Annotated in this window: 20 protein-coding genes and 2 pseudogenes; 11 read left to right on the top strand and 11 right to left on the bottom strand. The window is 44.1% G+C overall.

Annotated features, from left to right (window positions below; translation table 11 throughout):
- Positions 1–167: 167 nt before the first annotated feature.
- From JMY01_RS09660 to JMY01_RS09640, 5 genes and pseudogenes are all read right to left on the bottom strand, one after another.
- A pseudogene (locus tag JMY01_RS09660) lies at positions 168–1,361 on the bottom strand (low temperature requirement protein A).
- A 175-nt stretch (positions 1,362–1,536) separates the two neighbouring features.
- Entirely contained in the window at positions 1,537–2,154 is a 618-nt protein-coding gene (locus JMY01_RS09655; RefSeq protein WP_201575372.1) for a YceI family protein, read from the bottom strand.
- Positions 2,155–2,424: 270 nt separating this feature from the next.
- Complete coding sequence (locus tag JMY01_RS09650; RefSeq protein WP_201575371.1) at positions 2,425–3,228, bottom strand: SDR family oxidoreductase; 804 nt, start codon at positions 3,226–3,228, stop codon at positions 2,425–2,427.
- The gene (locus JMY01_RS09645; protein ID WP_201575370.1) at positions 3,228–4,334 is read right to left on the bottom strand and encodes a hypothetical protein; all 1,107 of its coding nucleotides are present in this window, start codon (positions 4,332–4,334) and stop codon (positions 3,228–3,230) included. Before JMY01_RS09645 ends, JMY01_RS09650 begins: the two co-directional genes overlap by 1 nt.
- 206 nt (positions 4,335–4,540) lie before the next feature.
- Positions 4,541–5,449 carry a LysR family transcriptional regulator gene (locus JMY01_RS09640; RefSeq protein WP_201575369.1) on the bottom strand — a complete coding sequence of 303 codons (909 nt, stop codon included), beginning with the start codon at positions 5,447–5,449 and terminating at the stop codon, positions 4,541–4,543.
- Between the two features lie 197 nt (positions 5,450–5,646).
- On the opposite strand from JMY01_RS09640, the gene JMY01_RS09635 reads away from it, so the two are divergent.
- The 3 genes from JMY01_RS09635 (at position 5,647) to JMY01_RS09625 (ending at position 7,468) form a co-directional block, all read left to right on the top strand.
- Positions 5,647–6,045 (top strand): DoxX family protein, encoded by a 399-nt coding sequence (locus JMY01_RS09635; RefSeq protein ID WP_201575368.1) that lies wholly within the window; start codon positions 5,647–5,649, stop codon positions 6,043–6,045.
- A gap of 114 nt (positions 6,046–6,159) precedes the next feature.
- Entirely contained in the window at positions 6,160–6,714 is a 555-nt protein-coding gene (locus JMY01_RS09630) for an NADPH-dependent FMN reductase (protein ID WP_201575367.1), read from the top strand.
- A gap of 70 nt (positions 6,715–6,784) precedes the next feature.
- Positions 6,785–7,468, top strand: coding sequence for a YoaK family protein (locus JMY01_RS09625; RefSeq protein ID WP_201577465.1), 684 nt, complete (start codon positions 6,785–6,787; stop codon positions 7,466–7,468).
- Positions 7,469–7,573: 105 nt separating this feature from the next.
- Here the strand turns inward: JMY01_RS09625 and JMY01_RS09620 are convergent, their stop codons facing one another.
- A complete protein-coding gene (locus tag JMY01_RS09620; protein WP_201575365.1) occupies positions 7,574–7,909 on the bottom strand; it encodes a GNAT family N-acetyltransferase in 336 nt (111 codons plus the stop codon).
- A 312-nt stretch (positions 7,910–8,221) separates the two neighbouring features.
- Between JMY01_RS09620 and JMY01_RS09615 the strand changes: the two genes are divergently transcribed.
- Positions 8,222–8,929: a pirin family protein gene (locus JMY01_RS09615; protein ID WP_201575363.1), complete on the top strand. Its 708-nt coding sequence runs from the start codon at positions 8,222–8,224 to the stop codon at positions 8,927–8,929.
- 79 nt (positions 8,930–9,008) lie between these two features.
- Here the strand turns inward: JMY01_RS09615 and JMY01_RS09610 are convergent.
- Positions 9,009–9,709, bottom strand: a pseudogene (locus JMY01_RS09610) (IS1 family transposase).
- A 315-nt stretch (positions 9,710–10,024) separates the two neighbouring features.
- Here JMY01_RS09610 and JMY01_RS09605 point away from each other — a divergent pair.
- Together JMY01_RS09605 and JMY01_RS09600 are read left to right on the top strand one after the other, a co-directional pair.
- Positions 10,025–10,963 carry a pirin family protein gene (locus JMY01_RS09605; protein ID WP_201575361.1) on the top strand — a complete coding sequence of 313 codons (939 nt, stop codon included), beginning with the start codon at positions 10,025–10,027 and terminating at the stop codon, positions 10,961–10,963.
- 183 nt (positions 10,964–11,146) lie between these two features.
- Positions 11,147–11,755, top strand: coding sequence for a nitroreductase family protein (locus JMY01_RS09600; RefSeq protein ID WP_201575359.1), 609 nt, complete (start codon positions 11,147–11,149; stop codon positions 11,753–11,755).
- A gap of 202 nt (positions 11,756–11,957) precedes the next feature.
- Here JMY01_RS09600 and JMY01_RS09595 read toward each other — a convergent pair whose 3' ends face one another.
- The 4 genes from JMY01_RS09595 to JMY01_RS09580 all read right to left on the bottom strand — a co-directional run bounded on the left by JMY01_RS09595 (position 11,958) and on the right by JMY01_RS09580 (position 15,792).
- Positions 11,958–12,752: a transposase gene (locus JMY01_RS09595; protein ID WP_227677816.1), complete on the bottom strand. Its 795-nt coding sequence runs from the start codon at positions 12,750–12,752 to the stop codon at positions 11,958–11,960.
- A 319-nt stretch (positions 12,753–13,071) separates the two neighbouring features.
- Positions 13,072–14,148, bottom strand: coding sequence for a helix-turn-helix transcriptional regulator (locus JMY01_RS09590; RefSeq protein WP_201575357.1), 1,077 nt, complete (start codon positions 14,146–14,148; stop codon positions 13,072–13,074).
- Between the two features lie 165 nt (positions 14,149–14,313).
- On the bottom strand, positions 14,314–14,811 hold the full coding sequence (locus JMY01_RS09585; protein ID WP_201575355.1) for a hemerythrin domain-containing protein: 498 nt from the start codon (positions 14,809–14,811) through the stop codon (positions 14,314–14,316).
- Between the two features lie 63 nt (positions 14,812–14,874).
- Positions 14,875–15,792, bottom strand: a complete 918-nt coding sequence (locus tag JMY01_RS09580; RefSeq protein WP_201575354.1) for a LysR family transcriptional regulator — start codon at positions 15,790–15,792, stop codon at positions 14,875–14,877.
- A gap of 269 nt (positions 15,793–16,061) precedes the next feature.
- Between JMY01_RS09580 and JMY01_RS09575 the strand changes: the two genes are divergently transcribed.
- The 5 genes from JMY01_RS09575 (at position 16,062) to JMY01_RS09555 (ending at position 23,026) form a co-directional block, all read left to right on the top strand.
- Complete coding sequence (locus tag JMY01_RS09575) at positions 16,062–16,451, top strand: RidA family protein (protein ID WP_201575353.1); 390 nt, start codon at positions 16,062–16,064, stop codon at positions 16,449–16,451.
- A gap of 154 nt (positions 16,452–16,605) precedes the next feature.
- On the top strand, positions 16,606–18,081 hold the full coding sequence (locus JMY01_RS09570) for an aldehyde dehydrogenase family protein (RefSeq protein ID WP_201575352.1): 1,476 nt from the start codon (positions 16,606–16,608) through the stop codon (positions 18,079–18,081).
- A gap of 158 nt (positions 18,082–18,239) precedes the next feature.
- A complete protein-coding gene (locus JMY01_RS09565) occupies positions 18,240–19,229 on the top strand; it encodes a membrane dipeptidase (RefSeq protein ID WP_201575351.1) in 990 nt (329 codons plus the stop codon).
- 218 nt (positions 19,230–19,447) lie between these two features.
- Positions 19,448–21,130 (top strand): BCCT family transporter, encoded by a 1,683-nt coding sequence (locus tag JMY01_RS09560; RefSeq protein ID WP_201575350.1) that lies wholly within the window; start codon positions 19,448–19,450, stop codon positions 21,128–21,130.
- A 153-nt stretch (positions 21,131–21,283) separates the two neighbouring features.
- A complete protein-coding gene (locus tag JMY01_RS09555; RefSeq protein WP_265089867.1) occupies positions 21,284–23,026 on the top strand; it encodes a hypothetical protein in 1,743 nt (580 codons plus the stop codon).

Genomic DNA, 23,026 nt, shown 5'->3' with positions numbered 1-23,026 from the left:
ATGACCGCTAAGGTGGTATGCGCTTTTTTTGTTTTATGCAGTCGATCTACTATAAAATAAACACAGTGCTACGGGGATGAATTTTTTGCAGCCTCTGGAGTGACGAAGTCGCACAGCAAGCAAGGAAAATTTATACCCGTAGCATGCCCTAATAGGCTAAGTGCTTTTTATGCCAACCAGTGCTTATTGTCTTGAGTAAAGTAACCAATCATCACCACAGGGGCTAGGATACTCAGCCAAACGCCATAGGTAATCGGCAAGCCCAGTACGACAGCGATATAACTAAAGCCAATGAGTGCGGCGGCGATGGTCATAGCAAGGATGTTATGGCTGGACTTGCGGCAAATCAGCGAGCGCAGGGCGGTTAAGGTGAGCAAAAACGCGAGCAACATCGCCATCAGCAAGCCCATTGCGTAAGGCTGCAACACCGCTTGCTTCGCTATATCAGTATCAACGGCGTCAGCAACCAAGTTTAGCGCACTACCGAGACCTGCTAGTGATGCGAACACAAAAAAGTGTCCATAGCCAAATAAAAATAAATCATGGCGGCGGCGTTGATTGGCCAAGATAGTATCAAAAGGAATGGTGAAATATAGCCACCATAAGGCAAACAACAAAGCTACTAAGCTTGAGCCTAGCAAGATAATGGCGTTGGCTGGATAGATGGAGTTGACCATAAAGTGATGAATAGTATTACTCACACCCAGTACACCCTCACCCAATACAATAATGGTCAATAGACCATAACGCTCAGCGATATGCTGAGGGTGCCAGTTATTAAATTGCTCTGTGCGTGCCCACAGCGGCATCAATAGCTCAGCGGCAATAAATAAAAATAAGGCAGGAGTCTGTAGTGAGGTTGGTAAAAACAACCAACTTATCCACATAGCCTGCAAGGTCAATAGACCGACAATACTGCGTTTAGCGATCTTTTGATGCCCTGGCACCTGCCGTTATACTCGCCACCATTGACTACAGCTGGCCAGACGCATAATGGCGTAACCCGTCACCCCAACCCATGTCAGCCCTTGTTCAAAAAACTGATTGATATTGGCCGCTATCATCAGGGAGCCAAACATTTGCATCATGACCGATAGACGATAGTACCAGTCGTCAGGATCATAGCCTGAGGCAAACCAAGTAAAGCTGGTCCACGCATTCCACAAAATAAAAAATGCCACGATAAAGGTCAAAAAACCTGAAAAATCATGCTCACTGAGGCGCTGATGAAAGCCGCTTGCCGCTGCAGAGACCGCAATGACATAGACCAAATCAAACAGTAGCTCAAGTGTGGTTGAGGTTCGGTTTGGCTCGTACGTATCTCGCGCTTGAATTTTTTTGATAGTGGGCAGGACAATCATATGGTGTGTTCCGGCAGGCTTTAATAAAGATCAGATGACTAGATAGTTTAAAACATAGGGCAGCAAACAAAAAGGTCAAGAAAAAAAAAGCGCCACTTTTAAGTAGCGCTTTTTGCGTCAGTTAGATAGGGTACCTCTAACTGATAACTTAGTTTTGCAGGACCAACAGATACAGTTATTTACTGTCGTCTTTTACACTGGCTTCTACCTGAATGACCAGTTTGACGTCTTTCATGATACCGCCATCTGTAAAGGTATCGATACCCCACTTAGTTCTGTCGATAGTGGTTTCGAAGTCACCACCACAAGCCTCAGTACCGAGTACAGGGCTGTCGTAACAGCCGAACTTGGTGGCTGTTAAGGTGACAGGATGAGTTTCATCAAGTAGGGTTAAGTCACCTTTGACAGACTTGACTTTATCACCATCAAACTGCCATTCAGTTGACTTGAAGTAAGCGGTTGGATACTTTTCGACATTAAAAAAGTCAGCAGATCTGAGGTGTTTATCAAAGGTTTTAATCCCTGTGCTCAAGCTGCCCATAGGAATGGTGATGCCTATAAAGCCTCTTTTATCTTCAGGAGCGTATTCAAGAGTCCCTGATAAATTATAAAAACCGCCTGCGTTGGTAGAGGTGCCAAAGTGATCTACCGTAAAGCGTGCGGCTGTATGATGAGGATCAATCTCATAGGTAGCAGCGTGACCTACAGCACTCAGCATACCCAATCCGCTAATAGCGGCAATAGCGATGGCGCGATTTGTTTTTTTAAGAAAAGCGTTTTTTGATAGAGCCATGGTAAATAATCCTTATACAGTAATTAAAAAGTGCAGTAAGTAAAAAGTACAGTAAATGAACAATCGAATCAAATTGTTAAGCATGTCTTATACAACAAGCCACTTAGTTTAGCAAATACTCACCCTGTTTGATGCCAGATTATATTAAGAAATGTGTGTTTCCGTTATCTTTTGGTTACTGTAGCCAATCTTAAGCGTCAGCTCTTGAGCTTTAATCGACACAGCTTGTTTTCTCGTGGCTTACTTTTTCATGCCTTACTTTCTCATGCTTTATTTTTTCATAGACAGGGCTACCGCAGTATTGCCTATCCAGTTCACCCATTTGACTGGGAAAAACCGCAATTGTAGTCTGATTAAATTTGCCATTACCCCAGGCACGACCAAAAACTCGCGGTTTTCTACGCCTTTTAGCATGGATTTGACGGCGTCCTCAATCTTTAGCTCACCGGCCAGTTTTTTCATGCCGACCCCCGCTTTGGACATCACCCCGACTTCAGATTGGGTGAGTGGCGTGTCTATCGTTGGCGGCGCAAAGACGGTGATATCAATACCCAATGGCTTCCATTCAAAACTTATCGACTGCATCATGCCCCAGATGGCAAACTTCGACGTACTATAAGAGCTGTAACCGTAGCTGCCAGTAAACGAAAACATGGAAGCGGTCACCATCACTTGTTTACCATGTGACAAAAACGGTCGCACGGCTGCCAGTACATTGCGTGTCCCAAATAAGTTGATGGTCATCACCCGCTCAAACTGCTCTTGACTCATGTCATCAAACGTCCAAGGCCCTGTAATTCCAACGAAGTGCATCAAGATATCTGGCGATAAGTCGCTTGCAGCCGCAGCGATTTGCTTGGTGGTCATATCGGCATCGGTCACGTCCAAATCATAGCTGGCAATCGACGCATCGTGTTTATTCATGGCTTGTAGGGTCGATACGACCTCATCAAGCGCTTGTACATCAAACAGCACAAGGTTTGAACCTTGTTTGATAAGCTGCTTGGCGGTCTCAAGCCCAATACCTGAGGCGGCACCCGTGATATAAACGGTCTTTTTAGAAAAATACCCCATTAGCCGCCTACCTTTTGTGCTGAGCCTGTTTGTAATGAACCAAACTTGGCTTCTCCGATTAAGTGGCTGACTTTGTGACCAGGAATCAGCCAATAAGGCGTGGCTTCACTGCTCGACGCGCAATTGGGAAAGTCAGGGTTGCTTGAGGGGCCAGCGATGGTTTTTTCAACGACCATAGAGATGTATTGGTCATTACTACCTTCGAGAGTATTGCCATTTAAGATGACTTCCATACCTGTCTCTTTAGCATAACGACGGATGGCGTTAACTTTCGAGTTCATCGGCGCATAAGCATCTGCGCCCACGCCATTCTCAGAAGTCACTCTGATGCCGTCTGGTACACGCGCAACTAATGAGTGATTGCCCTCGGTATGACCTGGGGTATGTACCAGCGCCAACCCTTCACCTAACTGGATGCTGCCAGTAAACTTAATCACTTTATCAGGGTCAACACCTTCAATGCCGTTGGGGCAATACCAATCCGCTTGTACTGGCAATAGGGAAGTTGTACTGAGCCATTCTTGCTCGTGAATGAGCAGCTTGGCATTGGGGAAGTAGGCGGGCTTGTCTGTCGTAGCAGTGCTGGTACCGAGCCAGCGGCGTATGTCTTGGGTGTGCAAATGATCATAGCTAATATAGTCAATGTCTTCTGGCGTCAGTCCTGCTTTGGCAATGGCTTCAGTCACATCTTGCATGACGGGGGCGACCACGCTCTCAAGCGGCGACCAGTTTGGCATTTTGTCCGTCAAACGCTTAAAAAATGGTGTCTCACGGTCAGCGTCAATGTCAGAGGGAGAGAATAGCAACGTCTTTAATTCGCCCAAAAAATCATGATACTGAATGATAAAGAGACGATTTAGAATGTGTAGGTAGGGAAATTTATAGGTGCTTTGGGTATAAACCCCGCTGTAAGCGTACCACGTTGGGTAGGGCACTCTGACCATATTGGCGCTTTGATAAAACGGCACACACGGCTCATTCATAAAGCGCTCTCTGAATGCCTCGGCTTGTTTGCGTGCTGCCTTTAGACGCTCTTGTGGTAACGGGCTTTGACGAATGTCATCAAACTCATGAATGGCTTTCATGCCTAGTGCTTGCAAATCCATAATGCATTTCCTTATGATTGATGGAGATTTTTAGAGGGTTTTACTTGTTGCCTTAATGCTCGATTGATAGGCTACTTGACAGATGAATGAGATCATCTAACTATCAGCGTAAATAAGGCTTAAACGATAGTAGCAATATTGTTTTAAGCTTGGTAGTCGCTTTAGAGCACTCTTTAGTTTTTTAAAAACAGTATTCTAAAAACGGCCTAATCAAGCTGATCCCAGTAGGGCTCATCACCAAAACGCTCAGCAATAAAATCAATCAGATAGCGGCAGCGCTGCGATAAAAAACGATTTTTTGGATAGACGGCATAAGCGTTTAAGGTCGGCAGTTGATACTGCTCAAGTATGGATACCAGCTCACCACGTGCTATCTCTTGATAAGCTATGAAAGTCGGTATAAAGATAATGCCATGGCCTTTGACCGCCATATCGACTAAGAACTCGCCATTGGTGGCTTTGATTTTGGCGTTTATCGTGTGGTTATGCTTTTTTCCTTGGTCATCTATCAATTCTAGATTGCTTGTCTTGCTAAGACCATACTGCAAAAACTCATGTTCCTCTAACTCTGCCAGTGTGCTCGGTGTGCCATTCTTACTTAGGTACTCAGGGCTGGCACAGAGCGCGTAACGAATCAGCGCTAAGCGTTTGGCTTGATAGCTCGAGTCTTGCAGCTCTCTGATACGAATGGCCAGCTCATAACCTTCTTCTACCAAGTCAACGTGCCGATCGGAGAAATCGAGCTCAAAATTCAAGTGCGGATGCAAGGTGGCATACTCATCAATCACCTCACCGAGGTGCATCAGACCGAACGACAGCGGCGCCGTCATCTTCAGCGTGCCTTCGATACGAGTGGGGGTGCCGCTGGTTTGTTCATTTAATTCATCCACGTCATTCAAGATGCTGTTTGCCCGCTGATAATACTGTGCACCCGCTTCGGTTAAGTTGGATTGACGGGTGGTGCGGTTAATCAATTGACTGCCCAAGCGTGTTTCCAAATCCTTTAGCCGCCTGCTCACGGCTGACTTGGCGATATTTAGTTGCTCTGCTGCTTTGGTAATACTGCCTGCATCGACAATGCGTACAAACATTGCCATGTCTTCTAATTGCCCCATCCTAGCTGCTCCTTTGATGATTCTCACGAGTGCTTTTTATCAAAGCTGTTATCGCGGCTGCGGTATAGTCGACTTATTGTTGCCAATAATAGAACTATCATTTGTAATTATTGCTGTTTATTGAAGTACAGTCAACGAATATAATAGCGTCATTATTTGATTACCAGCTTATTTAAACACATTTTTGGAGAACACCTATGAACAAGCTACAAACGCTTAGTGCCCCAATTGGCCGCGTACTTTTATCACTGATTTTTATTGTGTCAGGCTTTAGCAAGATTGGTGGCTACGCTGCTACGCAAGGTTATATGGAAGCCATGGGCGTACCAGGCTTCATGCTGCCTTTGGTTATTTTGCTTGAGTTGTTTGGTGGTATCGCTATTCTTATTGGCTTTCAGGCGCGGTTAGTCGCATTGCTATTTGTTGGCTTCAACATCGTATCTGCCATTTTATTCCACAACTTCTTGGCGGATGCCTCAGAGATGAATAACTTTATGAAAAACATTGCGATGGCGGGTGGTTTTTTACTGATATTTGCCCACGGTGCAGGCGCTTATTCAATTGATAATCGCAATACGACCAAAATGTCGTCATAATGACGGTTGCTTAAAATCCTAAGCGATAGCAATAATCGCTAGGATCAATAACACAATCAATCATCATTATAATCAAGATCATGATTCATAAGTTATGATTAACAAGGAGTTACTATGACCGCATCAACGAATATTGCCCTAATCATCGGTAGTTTGCGCAAAGAGTCGATCAATCGCAAGTTTGCAGAGTACATCGTGTCACAGATACCGGATAGCATCACGGTATCAGAGGTCGATATCGCAGATTTGCCGCTTTATAATCAAGATTATGATAATACGACGATTGAGAGTTATGAGCGTGTGCGCGCGCAACTAAAAGCGGCTGATGCGGTACTGATTGTCACACCAGAGCACAATCGTACGATGCCAGCGGCACTAAAAAACGTGGTAGATATCGCTTCTAGGCCTTTTAAAGAGAGTGTGTGGACGGGCAAAAAAGTAGCGTTAGTGACGGCATCACCAGGCAGTTTCGGCGGCATTAATAGCGGGCTTGATGTGCGTAAAAGTATGCAAATGCTCTCTGCGCAAATGATGATTAACCTTGAAATAAATCTAAGCCGAGCGACTGAAAGCTTGGATGAACAGGGTGTCAGCAGTGAGAGAACGCAAAAATACTTGCAAAGATTTGTCGATGAATTGGTAGAGTTTGTGGGAAACACAGGTGCCTAATCCTAATAGCTCCGCACAACAGCACAACTCTGAACAGAGTAACAATCCAAATGACAGTCAGTCAACGCAGTTGAGCTTTTGGCAGCGTTATCAGACGCCTGTGTTGCTGACGGTCGTTGGCGGTGCCATTGATACCATTGGTTTTATCACTTTATTTGGTTTCTTTACCGCGCATGTCACGGGTAACTTGGTGATGGCGGGTAGTGGGCTGGTCAAAGGTGAGGACGGTCTGTGGATTAAGCTTGCTGCCTTACCGCTGTTTATCTTGACCGTCATGGTGACCAAGGTATTCATTGACAAGAGCAAAAAGCAGCACTTGATACTGAGCCATCTGTTCTTAGCCGAAGCGGTATTTTTGACGGCCTTTATGGTCGCGGGCTTATACTTTCAACCCTTTATTGATGCTGGAGATATCACCGTGGCCATCACTGGTGGCCTAGGTTTGATTGCGCTGGCGATTCGTAATACGGCCAGTAAAACGGTGATTAAACACATGAGTCCAACGGTGCTGATGACCGGTAATACCACGCAATTGGGGATTAATCTTACCGATTATTTGGTCAATCGCAGCGCCAAAAACGCCAATGATCTGGGACATAGCTCGGCCTTGGTATTGAGTTTTTTGATAGGTGCACTGGTGGGTGCTTTGCTATATATTAAGCTCAGCTTTTGGGCCGTTGGTTTGTTTGTGTTGCCAGTATTGTATTTATCTTTTAAAGCACGCGATAAAGAATTTTTGGCGCATATTGCTTAAGATAGAAGGTCTTTATTTAGGGTCTGTTGAACATTCAAATATTATGCAATCAAAAACGCCATGCTGTGAAGCATGGCGTTTTTTTACGTTCTAAAAACATCTTTACTAAGGCGCTGCATTGTGAAACACAGAGTTGTCTTGATATTCTGGATGCTTATCAATATAAGACTTTACATAAGGGCAGGTCGGTTTGACACGCAGGCCTTTTGCCGCGGCATCTTCTAAGATGTGTTTGACTAAATAGCCTGCAATACCCTGACCACCTAGCGCTTCTGGTACCTCAGTGTGTTTGTATTCGATGCCTTTTTCGCCTTGACTGGTCGTAAAAAACTCATAGTCTTCAAGAGCAATTTGATCACCAATATGAATCTCAAAACGCTGTTGCTCAGTGTTATCGATGACTTCGTAGTTTAGTGGTTCTCTGTTTGAATCGTTTGACATGGCTTGTCTTCCTTGTTGTTGATTGTGTGTTGTTAATTGCCTTATTATTGATTGGCTGTATGTATGGATTATCACGCTTTATAAACGCAGTTTAATTAACATTAATCATATTAACAGCTTATGCTAATCGTTTTGTTATAACAATATTACCCTATCTTAATGATGCTATTGTTCTTATAATGAGAATAGTAAGTTGCTATTTATTGGGTTTATCTAATCACTGACAACAATTATAATGGTTCCATTGTTTCAAAGAAGTGAATGAATCATCAGCTTGTTTGAGATTAACCTATTAATAAGTAAGGATATATTATGAAAACCATCTATCATGCAGCAGACTCTCGTGGCAATGCCGATCATGGCTGGTTAAAAAGCCGTCATACCTTTAGTTTTGCTAACTACCACAATCCAGAGCGTATGGGTTTTGGTGCATTACGCGTAATCAACGATGATTTTGTCATTGGTGGTCAGGGCTTTGGTAAGCACTCACACCGCGATATGGAAATCATCAGTATTCCATTATCTGGCAAGCTCGGTCATGGTGACAACATCGGTAACAATGGCATTATCGAGACTGGCGAGATTCAAGTCATGTCAGCGGGTACGGGCATTACTCATAGCGAGATGAATGGCGATAACGAAGAAGCGGTTAAGTTTTTACAAATTTGGGTGATTCCAAACAAAATGAACGTAGAGCCACGCTATCAGCAAATACGCATGGACGAGATCATGCAGCCGAATAAGTTCAATCAGGTATTGTCACCAAATGCTGATGATGCGGGTGTTTGGATTCATCAAAATGCTTGGTTTAGCATGGGTGATTTCGATAAAGGTTTGACCGAGACTTATCAGCTAAAAGATCCTAGCAACGGTGTCTATATATTTGTCATCAGCGGTAAAGTCGTTGTAAACGGTAACACTTTAGATACTCGTGATGGGCTTGGTGTTTGGGATACTAAGAACTTCACCATGGATGTAGAAGAAGATGCTAAAGTGCTACTAATGGAAGTACCTATGTAGGTTTATGTGTAAACTTATAAAAATAACCCACTCTCAACTTATTTTTGTAGGGGGTGGTGTTCTAAAAAGTATACTGGCATCAGACGTAGCCATAATTGATATAAAAGAACACCAGATCGAATACTTTAAAGTGATTATCAAGCTTTTTTGAGAAGCAACAAGTCTTTCTAACCGGCCGACGCAATCGGTGTCTAAGACGACAGTTATTGCCTTCAATCCCTATCGTATGCTGTTTACCAATTCGTTTGTTATCACTTTTAAAGGCGGTTATAAAACTGTCCCAGTTGTCCATACTGATAGAGCCATAGCTGACTGTAAGCTGCTTTAAACGTGCTCTTAACTTCTTAGCCGTTTTTAGGTCACGTTTGCCCCAGACATAAGCGACAATCTCATTAGTAGCACGGTCATAAGCGTAGATGAGCCACACTTTACGTTTCTTGCGATATACGTAAGTCCAGAACTCATCAACCTCTAAGCGTTCATAGTAGCGCTTCTAGGTACAATCTTGTAAATGGATGAGCCTATGGTGCTAAGCACTTTTCCAATACTAACCTTGGCTATAACTGCTATGTCTCTAACACCACAACCTCGGACAGTCATCAGTCGTATGATGTCTTCTATTCTAGAGTGACAGCCGTTATAGGTTATCGCATGATCGCCAATAAATTGGCGTTTACAGTCCTTACATTGATAGTTCTGCTTACCATAGCTTTTTATACCATTTTTCTTTAGACTAAGACTGTGACAGTCGGGGCAATTGATCTGTATTTGTGTCTTCATAACCTCAAATATATCATCTTGCTTCGGCTGTCACCCTCCTTTATTCCCTCAGCATACTTTTTAGAACACCACCTTATAGGGTGGGTTAGCGGCAGCGTAACCCGCCAAGTAGTCTAGATAACATTCGCCAATATAACATCGGCGGGTTACATTTTATCTTCATTCTCTACGAGAATTTAATAAAACTAACCCACCCTACGAGAGCTGAGTTCAGAACTCAGTCTAGGCCCAAATCTAAAATTAAAATATTTAAGATATCTAAAACTGTATCATTAAAAAATACAGTAATAAAAAACAAGTAAGGAGAGCTGAATAATGAGTATCGAAATCCTAGAGCCACGGTTGGCAGATGTTGGCGGTATTCCTATCGCGCGTCTTTTACCGAATAAAGGCAAAAAGCCAATTGGTGCTTGGTGCTTTTTGGATCATGCAGGCCCTGCTGAGTTTGGTGAAGATGAGTCAGGCATGCAAGTTGGCCGTCATCCGCATACTAACTTGCAAACCTTTAGTTGGATGTTGAATGGCGAAGTGCTGCACAAAGACAGCTTGGGTAATGAGCAAGTCATTACCAAAAACCAAGTCAACGTCATGACCGCCGGTACAGGACTCAATCAAGGCATCAGTCATACTGAGCAAAGCGTCTTTCCAGATACTGGTGGCTCACCAGATTCCGCACGGGCACTGAGCATGGTGCAGTTGTGGATTGCGCTACCGACGGATCAGCAGATCGAACGCGGTTTCCATCATTATCCAGAGCTGCCAACTTGGACGGAAGATAGCGTCGAGATGATACTGACGACGGGAAGCTATACCAGCGTCTCAGGCGAGCGTTATGAAGCACCGACGATACAGTACTCGAAGATGGTCGGAATCGATGTGTACTTCTTGCAAGACGGTGAGGTCACGCTCAACCTAGAGCCGGGGTTTGAATACGGTATCTTGGTCACAGAAGGCGAGATCGAGTCTGAAGGCAAAGTCTGTCCGCAAGATCAGCTACTACGCTTCCATGATAGCGATGTTGCTAATAATGAAAGCATCAAGTTGGTCGCCAAAAAGGGTACCCGCGTGATGTTTATCGGCGGCGAGCCATTGAATAACCAAGTGCTGCTGTGGTGGAACTTTGTTGCTGATAACAAAGAAGAGATTGAACAATCTATCATCGACTGGAACAATGGTCATGAGCGCTTTGGTGAAGTTGATTCTGATATGAAACGTCTAGAAGCACCAGCATTGCCTGAAGGATTTAAAGGCTAGGTGTTTAATATGGCTTTTATAGTCATAATGATTATTAAGATTTATTACAAAAAAAGAATACGGGTTCTATCCATTTATTCTTATACTAAAGCAGATTAAAGGGTATGGTTACTTGAGGCAACTCATTCAACCTACCTCCTCATTTTTACTTATTTACATTCATTCATATTTTGGAGAAAGTCTATGTCAGATTTACAAACACTACAACAGCTTGCTGAGAAGCGTCGTTCTATTTATGCTTTGAGCGATCAATTACCCGTATCAAATGACGAGATCATAAAGTTGATTGAGCATGCAGTATTGCATACCCCATCAGCGTTTAATTCACAATCATCGCGTTTGGTAGTTCTGTTTGGTGAAGAACATAATAAACTGTGGGACATCACTGAAGAGACATTAAAGGTTATCGTTGGCGATGACGAGAAGTTTCAAGGTACTAAAGATAAAATCGCAGGTTTCAGAGCAGGTGCGGGTACGGTATTATTCTTTGAGGACAAAGGTGTCGTTAGAAACATGCAAGAAGCCGCGCCTTTATATGCTGACAAATTCCCAATTTGGGCACATCAAACCAGCGCTATGCATCAGTATGTGATTTGGACGGCATTGGCGAGCATTAATGTCGGCGCAAACTTGCAACATTATAACCCTGTGATCGATCAGAGAGTCGCTGAAGCATGGAATATCGATAGCGATTGGGAGCTGAACGCACAGATGGTATTCGGTGCTATTGAGCAGCCAGCAGGCGACAAAGAATTTAAGCCTGTCGAAGAGCGTATGAAAGTGTTTGGTTAATCGCTTATCTAATAGCTATACAGATAATGTATAGAATAAAATATTGATTACGGCCGAAGAGCCTCGTTAATATGAACTGAACCCCATGAGTTGGATCCAACTCATGGGGTGTTTTTATGGGTTACGATATTGCAATACAAGGTGTAATGGACAAAATTCATGCTAAAAAGTAGAAGGTAGTCGCTAATGGACATAATTCATGCTATTTGCGTGACTTTGAGAGTAAAAAGTCTTTAATAAACCGTAACTTACGGTGCTCATTTAAGCCATGATGACTGTGTAATTGCCGCTTGAGCTCACTAAATAAACCTTCAAGCGTATTGGTTGTATTTGGTATATCTAAGTGCTCATATTCTTGATAAGTAAACAACCAATCACTGTTGGTTCGCAGGCTACGATAAGCACTTCTAAGACGCTTGTGCGTGTACCAAGTTCTACCCGTATCCTCATTGGTACTACGTTCACTGAGATAGGCTTCGTGAGTCAGGTACCAGTGATCTAAGCACTTTATGAACGCGGCTTTATCAAGCTGTGTTAGGGTCAAAGTAAGCTGCCTAAGCTCAATGCTAGCGATATTCTTAGGGCGACGAGTCAGGTAGCGAGTCACTATTTGTATCTGATGAAACTGGCACATCTGACAAGGAGTACTGGTAAATAGCGTTCTAAGTCCTCGTCTACCATCACAGGTGATGCTTTGTATATCAATGCCTAGCACCTTTAAGTAATCAATCCCTTGCTTATAGGCACTATTGGTTTCATGACTGACTATAGCGTAATGGAGAACCATTCTAGTGGCGTTGTCCATAAATACCATGAGACCAAACCCACGGCCAAAATAGGTCGTGTCCATGATGATATTAGCACGCTTAGGTCGTTTGATTTGGTACTCAATACTCACTTTGTCTAAGCGTCTTTGAATGGTTTTAAGACTACAGTGGTACTTGTCAGCCAGTTGTTTATACGTCTGTTTCCCTTGCGTATATTCAGTCCAAAGCATTTGGTTATTGAGTCTTGTGCCCCCTAAAAACTGCCGTTTGCAAGATAGGCATTGGTACTGTTGTTTGCCTAGTTTGCGTCCATTCTTTTTAGTGTGTTTATCACTACAAAAAGGGCAGTTTTTTGATTCATAGCGTTGATTCCTTGCAAATATAGACAGTATATAGCGTTAGACCCTGTGTCAGCATGAATTTTGTCCATTACACCCAATACAATAATAAATCTGAGCATTGAATAATAATCTTCTAGCCAAAGCTTTATGGCATAGACATTATGTCAGCACTAACCTCAGCTGAGATATCATCTATAAGAAATTAACGTTAATTATTATCGTCTTCTGCATGACTCACAAGATTGTTTTGATAGGTTTTTGGTGTTATTCCAAACCAAGTTTTAAAAGCTTTGAAAAATTGACTATGGGATTTGTAGCCTAGTAAGTATGCGACATCGGTGGTTGATAAGTTTTTTTTAGTCAAATACAGTTTGGCCAGTCGTTTCCTAGTTTCTTCTAGAACCTCTTGAAACGAGGTACCTTCTTCATCGAGCCTTCTTTGCAAAGTACTGACGCTGATGTTCATCGACTCTGCGACATGAATACGAGTTGGAGGGATCATACCTATCACTGTCTCAATGACTATTTGACAGCGCTGTTTGTAACTAAACCCAGAAAACTGAGTGGATAGCATGTTAAATAAGGGGTTAATAAAAAACTTTCTACCAAGCTCCTCTTCAGATTTTATCAATAAACCAGTCGCGTTTTTATAATGGTTTTTACACTTTAAATCATAGACCAAGCTTGTTTTATCAGCAGGCTCGGCAGGTACACCAAAGATGGATTGGTAGTACTCCAACTCGTATGTACTATTACGCTGCGCCACAGTTATCTTTTTCAAAACATTAGGGCAAAAAGCTTCTACGATTCTATAAACCAACACCATAGCCCCATCAATTTGATTTTTATTCATAATTTCTGGCGCGTTGGAGATAAAGTCGAATCGAAGCAGTCCTTTCTCTTCAGTAAGTTTCAGGGTAATAGATTGTGTAATCAGAAAGAAAAAACGCAGTACGAGTCGGCTGACTAATAAAAAGGGCAATTCATTATTTGTATGCGTGAAAGGTCTGACACAGTCGCTAATGGCTTTATAAAAAGGCAATGATTCAATATTAACCAATAAATTTAAATTTAAGCCTAAATAGTTGTCTTGCAACACGCTAGATAAGGCATGAACTTCCTTCATAACCTCTGTTACAGGGACTCTGTCCCCTTGGTAATCGTCCAGAGATAAAAACACTTCTGCAATTTTAGGAATGTCTTGAGCGCGATTTTTATTAAACAGGTATAAAGCCGCTGCTTCTCTTATGGCAAGCATTATACTTTTGTGGGTACTGTTTTCCAATTCTATCATTTTTTTTCAACTCAATTACGAGCAACGTTACTTGTCTTGGTTTAAGTCCAAACCACAGATCTTAACCTCTCAAGCGGTTAGTTTAAATAACTTTAGCTGTCTATGATAGCCCCAAGCTTATTCTAAAAAGTACTGTTCTAAGCGCCATTATTTATCTTAACGCTCCTCATCCATGCGCTTAATACTGTCTGGACTGGCAGCATAAATAGCATCTAACTCCTCTTCTGTTAAATAGCGCTCAACGATAGGAAAAAGCTCGCGCTCTTCGAATCGTATGTGATCGTATAGCAAAGTACCAAGCTCTTTGACTTCAACAACCGTTACCTCATTAGCTTTACTATTTTTACTATCTTTGGATTCTGTTGATATTTTGACTTTCGCCATGAATTCATACAGTGACTTATGCTGCTTCTCAAGCGTTTCAAGGACTGAGGCTACCTCTGACTGAGTCTCTTTATAAGGGAGTAGTGCATTGGCAATTAGAGTATCTTCAATTTGGAAGTGTTCATGCATGTCGCTGAGATAAGCGGTTAGAGCGCTCCAGTGCTTCGTAATGGCTGCATGATCATCAGGACATTCTTTGGCGTGACGAGCGATGTTTAGGCCAAGGTGATGTTGGCGTGATAAGGGCTGTAATTGATTGGCACGTTTCATGGGTAGATACCTCGCTGTGTGGATAAAAATGACGATAGCTGTTCACAAACTATAGCAGTATTTTTATAGCAAATAGTGATCCTGAACATAGGCAATACATAACTCATAAAAGGCTTGGGCTGGCGGTGAGATGGTTTTATTCGCCAACTTAAAGATACCAATTTGCCTGTCCAAAGCTGGCTCAAGTAAATCAATCCAAACCAGCTCTGGCTCATTAGAAGGGAAGGCAAGCTTGGGCAAAGTTGTGATGCCAAGGTCATTGCGCAGTAGTGAAAATAAGGACGTGATGTTTTCGACCGTGTAGCGCGCATTGCGATTGAGTACTGCGGCAGGCGTGTTTTCAAGCAAGCGACAAGTACCGTTATAAATAAAAGGCTGCGTGACCAACTGTGTCCATTTAAGGCCTTTTTTGCGTTGGCTCTTTGTCTGACTGTTTGACTGGTTTTTTAATTGATTTAACGAATTGTTTTTTAAGCAAACCACGCCGATAGGGTCTGAGACGAGCGGAGTAAAGTCTATATCTGTCTGATCCATACTGGTACAGTTGCCCAATGCCAAATCCACCTCTCCTGTCAGCAGCCGATTGGCTACTCCGACAGCGTTATCATCTATCAATACAATCTCGATATCTGGGTATTTCTTAGAGTATTCGACCAGTACGCTAGGCAACAGCTTAGTCACCAATGAGGGCACGCTGGCAATCCTTATTTTACCCTTGTCACCTGCTGCCGCTGCTTTTAGGTCCTCTTCCAATGCTCGATAGCTATTGAGGAACTGTTCAATCTTTGGTAAACAGGTTTCGCCAAAAGGGGTCAGTGTGGCTTTATTACCACTTTCAAACAAACGCTGACCGAGTGTTTTTTCCAGCTCTTTGATAGACGCTGACAACGCTGCTTGCGTGCGATGGGCATGGTGAGCGGCGGCACGAAAACCGCCTTCTTCTACCACCAATAAAAAATGCCGTAATTGCTGTAGTTTCATGATTGTCTCACCTATCTGTAATTGCTTGTCTACGCTTTCTCATTTTTAATTTTGAAAACTTCTCTGGTGTTTATTATTTGTTACTTATCAAGTGCTTAAGAATTGACCTAAGCATTCGGCACTCAAAAATAATGATAGATTTAATCTATCATATCTAAAGTTTAATTAGTTAGATTTATCACTGGTAATTGCGTAGGATAAAGCACATACCAAATGAACACGCTAAAACAAAGATTTGGTGCCACCATTTATTGAAAGGATAGGACAGTATGGCGACTCCCTCAACCAAGCAAGCGGTTAAAACTTCACTTTATGCCTCTAAGTCACCGTTAGAGTGGGCGATCACTAATAACGGTAATTTATATACCGCGCAGATTCCTATTGACGAAGATGGTGAAGTGGTCGCAGGCGGTATTGAGGCGCAAACTCGGCAAACGCTAGACAATCTTAAGCACACATTAGAATGTGCGGGTGTTGGCATGGATTCGGTATTGCAGGTCCTTATTTATGTGACCGATCGCGAGTATCTAAAAACCGTTAACCAAGTGTATGCTGAATATTTCACCGCACCATACCCAAATCGTGCAGCGCTGGTGATATCAGGACTTGCTCGAGAAGAGATGCTGGTAGAGCTGGTGGTTTATGCCGCTGTGCCCTAAGCTTTGAAAGTCGGTGAACACTCAGTTTTCAATTCAATATGAGCTGTTGTAGGCTGTGGCTTTAGCCCAGCATTGTTATTGTACAAAGTCTTAAGCTGGGCTAAAGCCACAGCCTACGCCTCAAACTTTTAACCATTTCATTAAGGATTCTATTATGTCAGTCCAAAACACCCAAAAAGTATTACAACAAGACCCAACCAAATCAATCTATATCAATGGTGAATGGCAAGCGGGCGTCGATACGATTGCCAATATCAACCCATCAGATACTAGCGAAATCGTTGGTGAGTTCGCGCAAGCCAGTCAGGAGCAAGTCAAAGATGCTATCGCTGCTGCGCGTCAGGCCCAGCCAAAGTGGGAAGCGACGCCACTCGAGAAGAGACAGTCTATTCTGCAAGCGATCGGCGATGAAATGATTGCCCGCTGTGATGAGTTGGGTACGTTGCTCTCACGTGAAGAAGGCAAACCATTTGCGGAAGGTCGCGGTGAGATTTATCGCGCGGGTCAATTTTTTCATTACTACGCTGCCGAAGTATTACGCCAAATCGGTGATACGGCAGATTCAGTTCGTCCTGGGGTAAAAGTGGAAGTCACTCGTGAAGCCGTCGGTGTGGTCGCAATTATCTCGCCTTGGAACTTTCCAACCGCGACAGCCGTATGGAAAATCGCGCCCGCTTTAGCCTTTGGTAACAGTGTGATTTGGAAACCTGCGAACTTAACGCCTGCCAGTGCGGTGGCGTTAGCTGAGATCATTCACCGTCAAGGCATGCCAGAGGGTACGTTTAACCTACTATTAGGCGGCGGCTCTAGCGTAGGTGATGCCCTTATTAACTCAAAAGATATCGATGCAGTCAGTTTTACAGGTTCTGTCGCCACAGGTCGCAAAGTTGCAGCTGCTACGGCACCGAACTTCATCCGCTGCCAGCTTGAAATGGGCAGTAAAAACGCTTTGGTCATCGCTGATGATGCAGATTTACAACTTGCCATTGATATGGCGGTTTCTGGTGCTTTTGGTGGTTCAGGACAGAAATGTACCGCTTCTTCTCGTCTCATCGTTATGGACAGTATCCATGATGCCTTCGTCGAAGGTGTGGTCGCAAAAATGAAGACGCTAAAGGTCGGTCATGCGCTTGAGGATGGCATTTTTATGGGGCCTGTGGTCGATGATAAGCAGCTGGCAGCAAATATGGACTGGGTCGAAAAAGCCAAACAGTCTGGAGCCAATTTAGCTTTTGGTGGTGAGCGTTTGGAGATGGCGCATGATGGCTATTATATGGCGCCGACCTTGTTTACTGAGACCGATAATAGCTGGGATGTCAACCAAGAAGAAGTGTTTGCCCCGCTTGCTTGTGTCTTGCGTGTCAATAGCTTGGAAGAGGCGATCGCGATGACCAATGATACACGCTTTGGTCTGACTGGCGGCATCATCACCCAAAGTCTGCGTAGTAGTGCGATGTTTAAAGAGCAAGTACAAGCGGGCTGCGTGATGGTCAACTTAGCGACGGCGGGTACCGATTATCATGTGCCGTTTGGTGGCCGTAAAGAATCGAGCTTTGGTCCACGCGAGCAAGGTCAGTATGCCAAAGAGTTTTATACCATCGTCAAAACCGCTTATCAAAAAGCGTATTAGTCTATAACAGATAGTAAGGGTGATTTTGCGTAGGGTGCGCCACGCGCACCAATTTGAAGAGATAAGTATTTTTCTCTTCAAATTGGTGCGCGAGGCGCACCCTACGCGTAGCCTACGCCTTTGCTCATAAAATTAAGAAAGCATAAAAAGGAATGGATATGTACCAAGATCATATCGTCATTGACGGATTACAGTATAGCCATTGGGATCGCGACTACTTCAAGATGCTAAAAGATAGTGGTATCAATGCGGTACATGCCACCTTGGTCTATCACGAAGATGCGCGTCAGACCATGACTCGCTTTGCTGAATGGCACGCACGCTTTGAGCAGAACAGCGATTTGATTATGCCCGTGTATTCGGTCGCTGATATCAAAACGGCAAAAGAGCAGGGCAAAGTCGGTATCTTTTTTGGCGCGCAAAACTGCTCACCAATCGATGACGAGATTGGCCTGATTAGCGTCATGCGCCGTTTGGGTCTACTAATTATGCAGCTGACTTATAACAACCAAAGCTTACTGGCGACCGGTTGTTATGAGCAGAACGATAGCGGTGTTACGCGCTTTGGTCAGCAGGCGATAGCCGAGATGAATCGCGTCGGGATGATTATCGACATGTCGCACAGTGCTGAGAAGTCTACGCTTGAGGCGATAGAAGTCTCCTCGCGTCCGATATGTATCAGCCATGCCAATCCGACCACGGCGCATGATGCCTTGCGTAATAAATCGGATACGGTCATCAGCGCCTTAACCAAAGCGGGCGGGCTATTAGGTTTTAGTTTATATCCGTTTCATTTGCCCAATGGTAGCGCATGTACGCTTGATGATTTTTGCACCATGATTGCTAATTGCGCTGATAAATACGGCGTCGAGCATTTAGCCATTGGCAGTGACTTGTGTCTCAATCAACCGCAAGCAGTGCTTGAGTGGATGCGCAATGGACGTTGGTCAAAAGCGATGGATTATGGTGAAGGTAATGCCAGTAATTCAGGTTGGCCAGATACCCTGCCGTGGTTCGCTGGCAAGGACGGTATGGAAAACATCTATAACGGTCTGCTAAAGCATGGCTTTAATGAGACTGATGCTGGAAAGATCATCGGTCAGAACTGGTTTGATTTTTTGGAGCAAGGCTTGAAGCCTTTGGCTTAAATATTAAGACTCTAAAGCTCATTTTTGAAGGCTCGTTTTTTAGAGGTTCGTTGTTTAACTCCGAGCTTTGCAAGCTATTACTCGAAAGCGCTATAAGACGAACGACGTTTTATAGCGTTAAACCTCCTTTCAGATAGAAAGGTAATGAGATTATTGAGACATATCCAAATAATATAACGCCTGATTTAAAACGTAACGTTAGCATATGGAGCCGCATCATGGCCGATTTAAAGGGATTTAACAACGATGAGCAAGGACGCTCAGCTGTCGCCAATATAGCAGCAGATAGCGCGCATCATGTATCGCCCCCTATACAGACAGAGACCGAAACCGATACTTTAGGGCTCAAAAACCCAGCGTTTTGGTACAGTGGTGGTTTTATTGTTGCTTTTGTTCTGATGGCTATCTTTGCAGAAGAGCGCTTGGCAAAAATAGTGGAAGTGGGTTTTGCTTGGTCGGTCAATATCTTTGGTCCTTTTTGGCAAATACTGCTCCTAGCGACCTTTGTGATTGCGTTAGCCGTTGGCGCTGGTCGTACTGGACGTGTCATTTTAGGCAACTTACCTGTGCCTGAGATGGATAGCTTTAAATGGATGGCTATCTTGTTTTGTACGCTACTTGCTGGCGGCGGGGTATTTTGGGCAGCCGCTGAACCCATTGCTCATTTCGTCTCAGCACCGCCTTTATACGGTGAGTCACCAGACTTGCAACAGCGCGCATTTAACGCCTTGTCACAATCCTTTATGCATTGGGGGTTTTTGGCGTGGTCTATTGTGGGCAGCTTGACCGCTATTGTGGTGATGCATTTGCACTATGACAAAGGCTTGCCGCTGAAGCCGAGTACCCTGCTTTATCCTATGTTTGGCGAGCGCGTGCTCACAGGTCAGACGGGCGCGATCATCGATGCTTGTTGTATCGTCGCGGTTGCTGCTGGCACGATCGGCCCTATCGGCTTTTTGGGTTTACAAACCAGCTATGCACTCAATGCTTTGTTTGGTATTCCTGATACCTTCACTACCCAGCTGATTATTATCATCTTCGCTATTGTACTTTATACCATTTCAGCGATTAGTGGGCTGGCTCGTGGTATGCAGCTCCTTAGCCGCTTTAACGTCATATTGGCCTTTGCGCTGATGGTCTTTATTTTAATCTTTGGACCAACCAATTTTATTGTCAACGGCTATATTCAAGGTATCGGCACCATGGTTGATAGCTTTATCCCGATGGCAACTTTTCGCGGTGATGAAGGCTGGCTCAGTTGGTGGACGGTGTTCTTTTGGGGTTGGTTCTTGGGTTATGGCCCGATGATGGCTATCTTTATTGCCCGTATTTCACGTGGTCGTACGATTCGAGAGCTTATTACCACCGTTTGTATCATTGCGCCACTGGTCACCTGCTTTTGGTTCACCATCGTTGGTGGTTCGGGGCTTGCGTTTGAGATTGCCAATCCCGGTAGTGTCAGTAGCGCTTTTGAAGGCTTTAACTTGCCAGGCGCGCTATTAGCGGTCACGCAGCAATTGCCGTTTCCATTGATTACCTCGATACTATTTTTGATTTTGACCACCGTCTTTATCGTAACTACTGGTGACTCGATGACTTATACCATTAGTGTCGTCATCAGTGGTGAGCGTGAGCCAAACGCTATGATTCGTACCTTCTGGGGCATCATGATGGGGGTTACCGCTATCGTGTTAATCTCGCTTGGTTCGGGCGGTGTGACGGCGTTGCAATCGTTTATCGTGATTACAGCAGTTCCCGTTTCTTTTGTATTGCTGCCGTCGCTATGGAATGGGCCGCAGATCGCCCAGCAAATGGCACGTGATCAAGACTTATATCGTCCGAATCGAGTTGAGACAAATTATAAAATCACTCAAGAAAAAATCTTGAAAGGGGAAGAGTGAGATGATGACGCACTGCCTGTCAAAAGAGAGGACAAGTAGTGCGTCACAAAAAGCCAGTAACTAAATTATTGATTGAAGTCGTAAAATGGCCATCACGGGTTAAAAGTAATCACCAAGTTGCTGGCTTAATATATTATCTAAGGTGGTGAGATTATGAACATGTTTTATGCAGCAGATGAAAGCATTGACGTAGCGAAGCAGACTCTACTCAGCGCTAATTTAAGATCGCCAGATATAGTCATGAATGCTGAAAGACTGGGCGCCATGCACCAGACGCGCATCAGCTTTGTGCGTACTTTACTGCGTAAAATTGATAGAGAGAAATGGACGCTAAGCACGCATCTTTGGGATTTGGATGACAATGGTTATGGGCATGTAATTTATAGACTAACGACGCCCGAGCATACTTATCATCTGGTGGTATTCTGTAATGAGATTGCCGATGAGGAGCGTAATGATCGAGTTATCGCTCAAAAATGGGACGTTACCTTTGGTCTGGTTTTTGGTGAGATTGGTCAAGAGCTGCTCGATAATCTCAAAGCCAATGTGCCGCTACAAGAAGCAGGTCGCAACTCCAATATGGTGCTGGTGTTGGCACGCGCGAACAAAAGCGTGCGGGTCTTTGATCATATCGTTAGTGCGCTCGCTGAAGGCAAGCAGCCAGACCTTGAGGTACTCGCGCAAGTCGGATATATCCTGCGTACCACAGCAGTCTATGGCAATGGGAAATTTGGTATTTATGATTTTAAACCTTTAGATCATAGCGAAGACTTTAATCAGTCGTTTCGTGCGCAGATGTGTGCGGTTTATTTACTGCGAGAATTTAGCCTTGATTGGGTTGATTTTTTGGCCAAGAAAAAGGGCGGTAGTAAAGCGGCCGCGCTCCATCCAGAGATTAAGCGTTATCTCGGAATCGGCAATGCGACTGGTCTGGGTATGGCGCCGTATCTTATCAACCATCCTTGCGTCGTTGATCAATGGCTCACCACTCGTGAAGAAGCCGTGCAAGCGACTTTGGTCTGCGATATTGAAGCGCAAAAGGCAGCGTACTTTTCCAGCTTACTTGCGCGCGCCATTCAGCACTTTACCGAAATCGTTACCATCAATGAGCAGCAAGCCACATTAAACGAGGCTGTCGTTACAGAGTTGACCTCCTTACAAAGTGATTTGATGACGACGATTGAAGACTACAAGACATGGGCAGAGTTCCTGCAAGCTCATGATCATTTAAGTTTTGAGAGCCAAGAAGTCATCATCTCTTGCTTGATGGAGCTGTATCCTGAGCGTGTGGATGCGTTCCAAGAGATGGTCAACGCCGATGAAACCTTATCGCTACCGAAAGGCAAAGTGATTCAAGATTTGCTTGACGTCTTAGAGGCGCGTTATCAATGGGCAATTACTATTGACTTTGATGAGCCTAAAAATAGCTATTGGTTTTGGTATCGCTCGGTGGATAAAGAAGAACCACGTATGGGCGTACGCGGGCAAGAGCCTGGTGCTGATAGAGAGCTGGCATTGGACATCGCACGGCAAGCAAAAAATCTGTACTTGGCATTACAGCAAGCTGATCCACAGCAGCTGATATCTGAGTTTATGTTAAGCAAACCTAAGTACCGCTCTATCGCTCGCCGTGTATGGACCATGGGTCACAAAAAAATGGGTGATATCCAGATGAACGTCTTGCATAAGACCGCATTACCCATGCATCTGCTACGGTGTAAGCTATCGATGTTTGGCGCGACCAAGTTCGATCCCAGATCTGATCGCTGGGTGCGAATCACTTTGTTCCAAGGGGCGCCTTTATTTAGCGAGGTGCATAGTGATGAATGGCTGTTTCCTTTACTGCCCAATTTGTCAAAAGAAGCTTCGTCAATAGAAGAGTCATCCACACAATAG

This window comes from Psychrobacter sp. H8-1 (assembly GCF_904846575.1).
GTDB classification, from domain to species: domain Bacteria; phylum Pseudomonadota; class Gammaproteobacteria; order Pseudomonadales; family Moraxellaceae; genus Psychrobacter; species Psychrobacter fulvigenes.
Note: the sequence above shows the minus strand (reverse complement) of the source record. Positions and strands in the feature narration are given on the sequence as shown.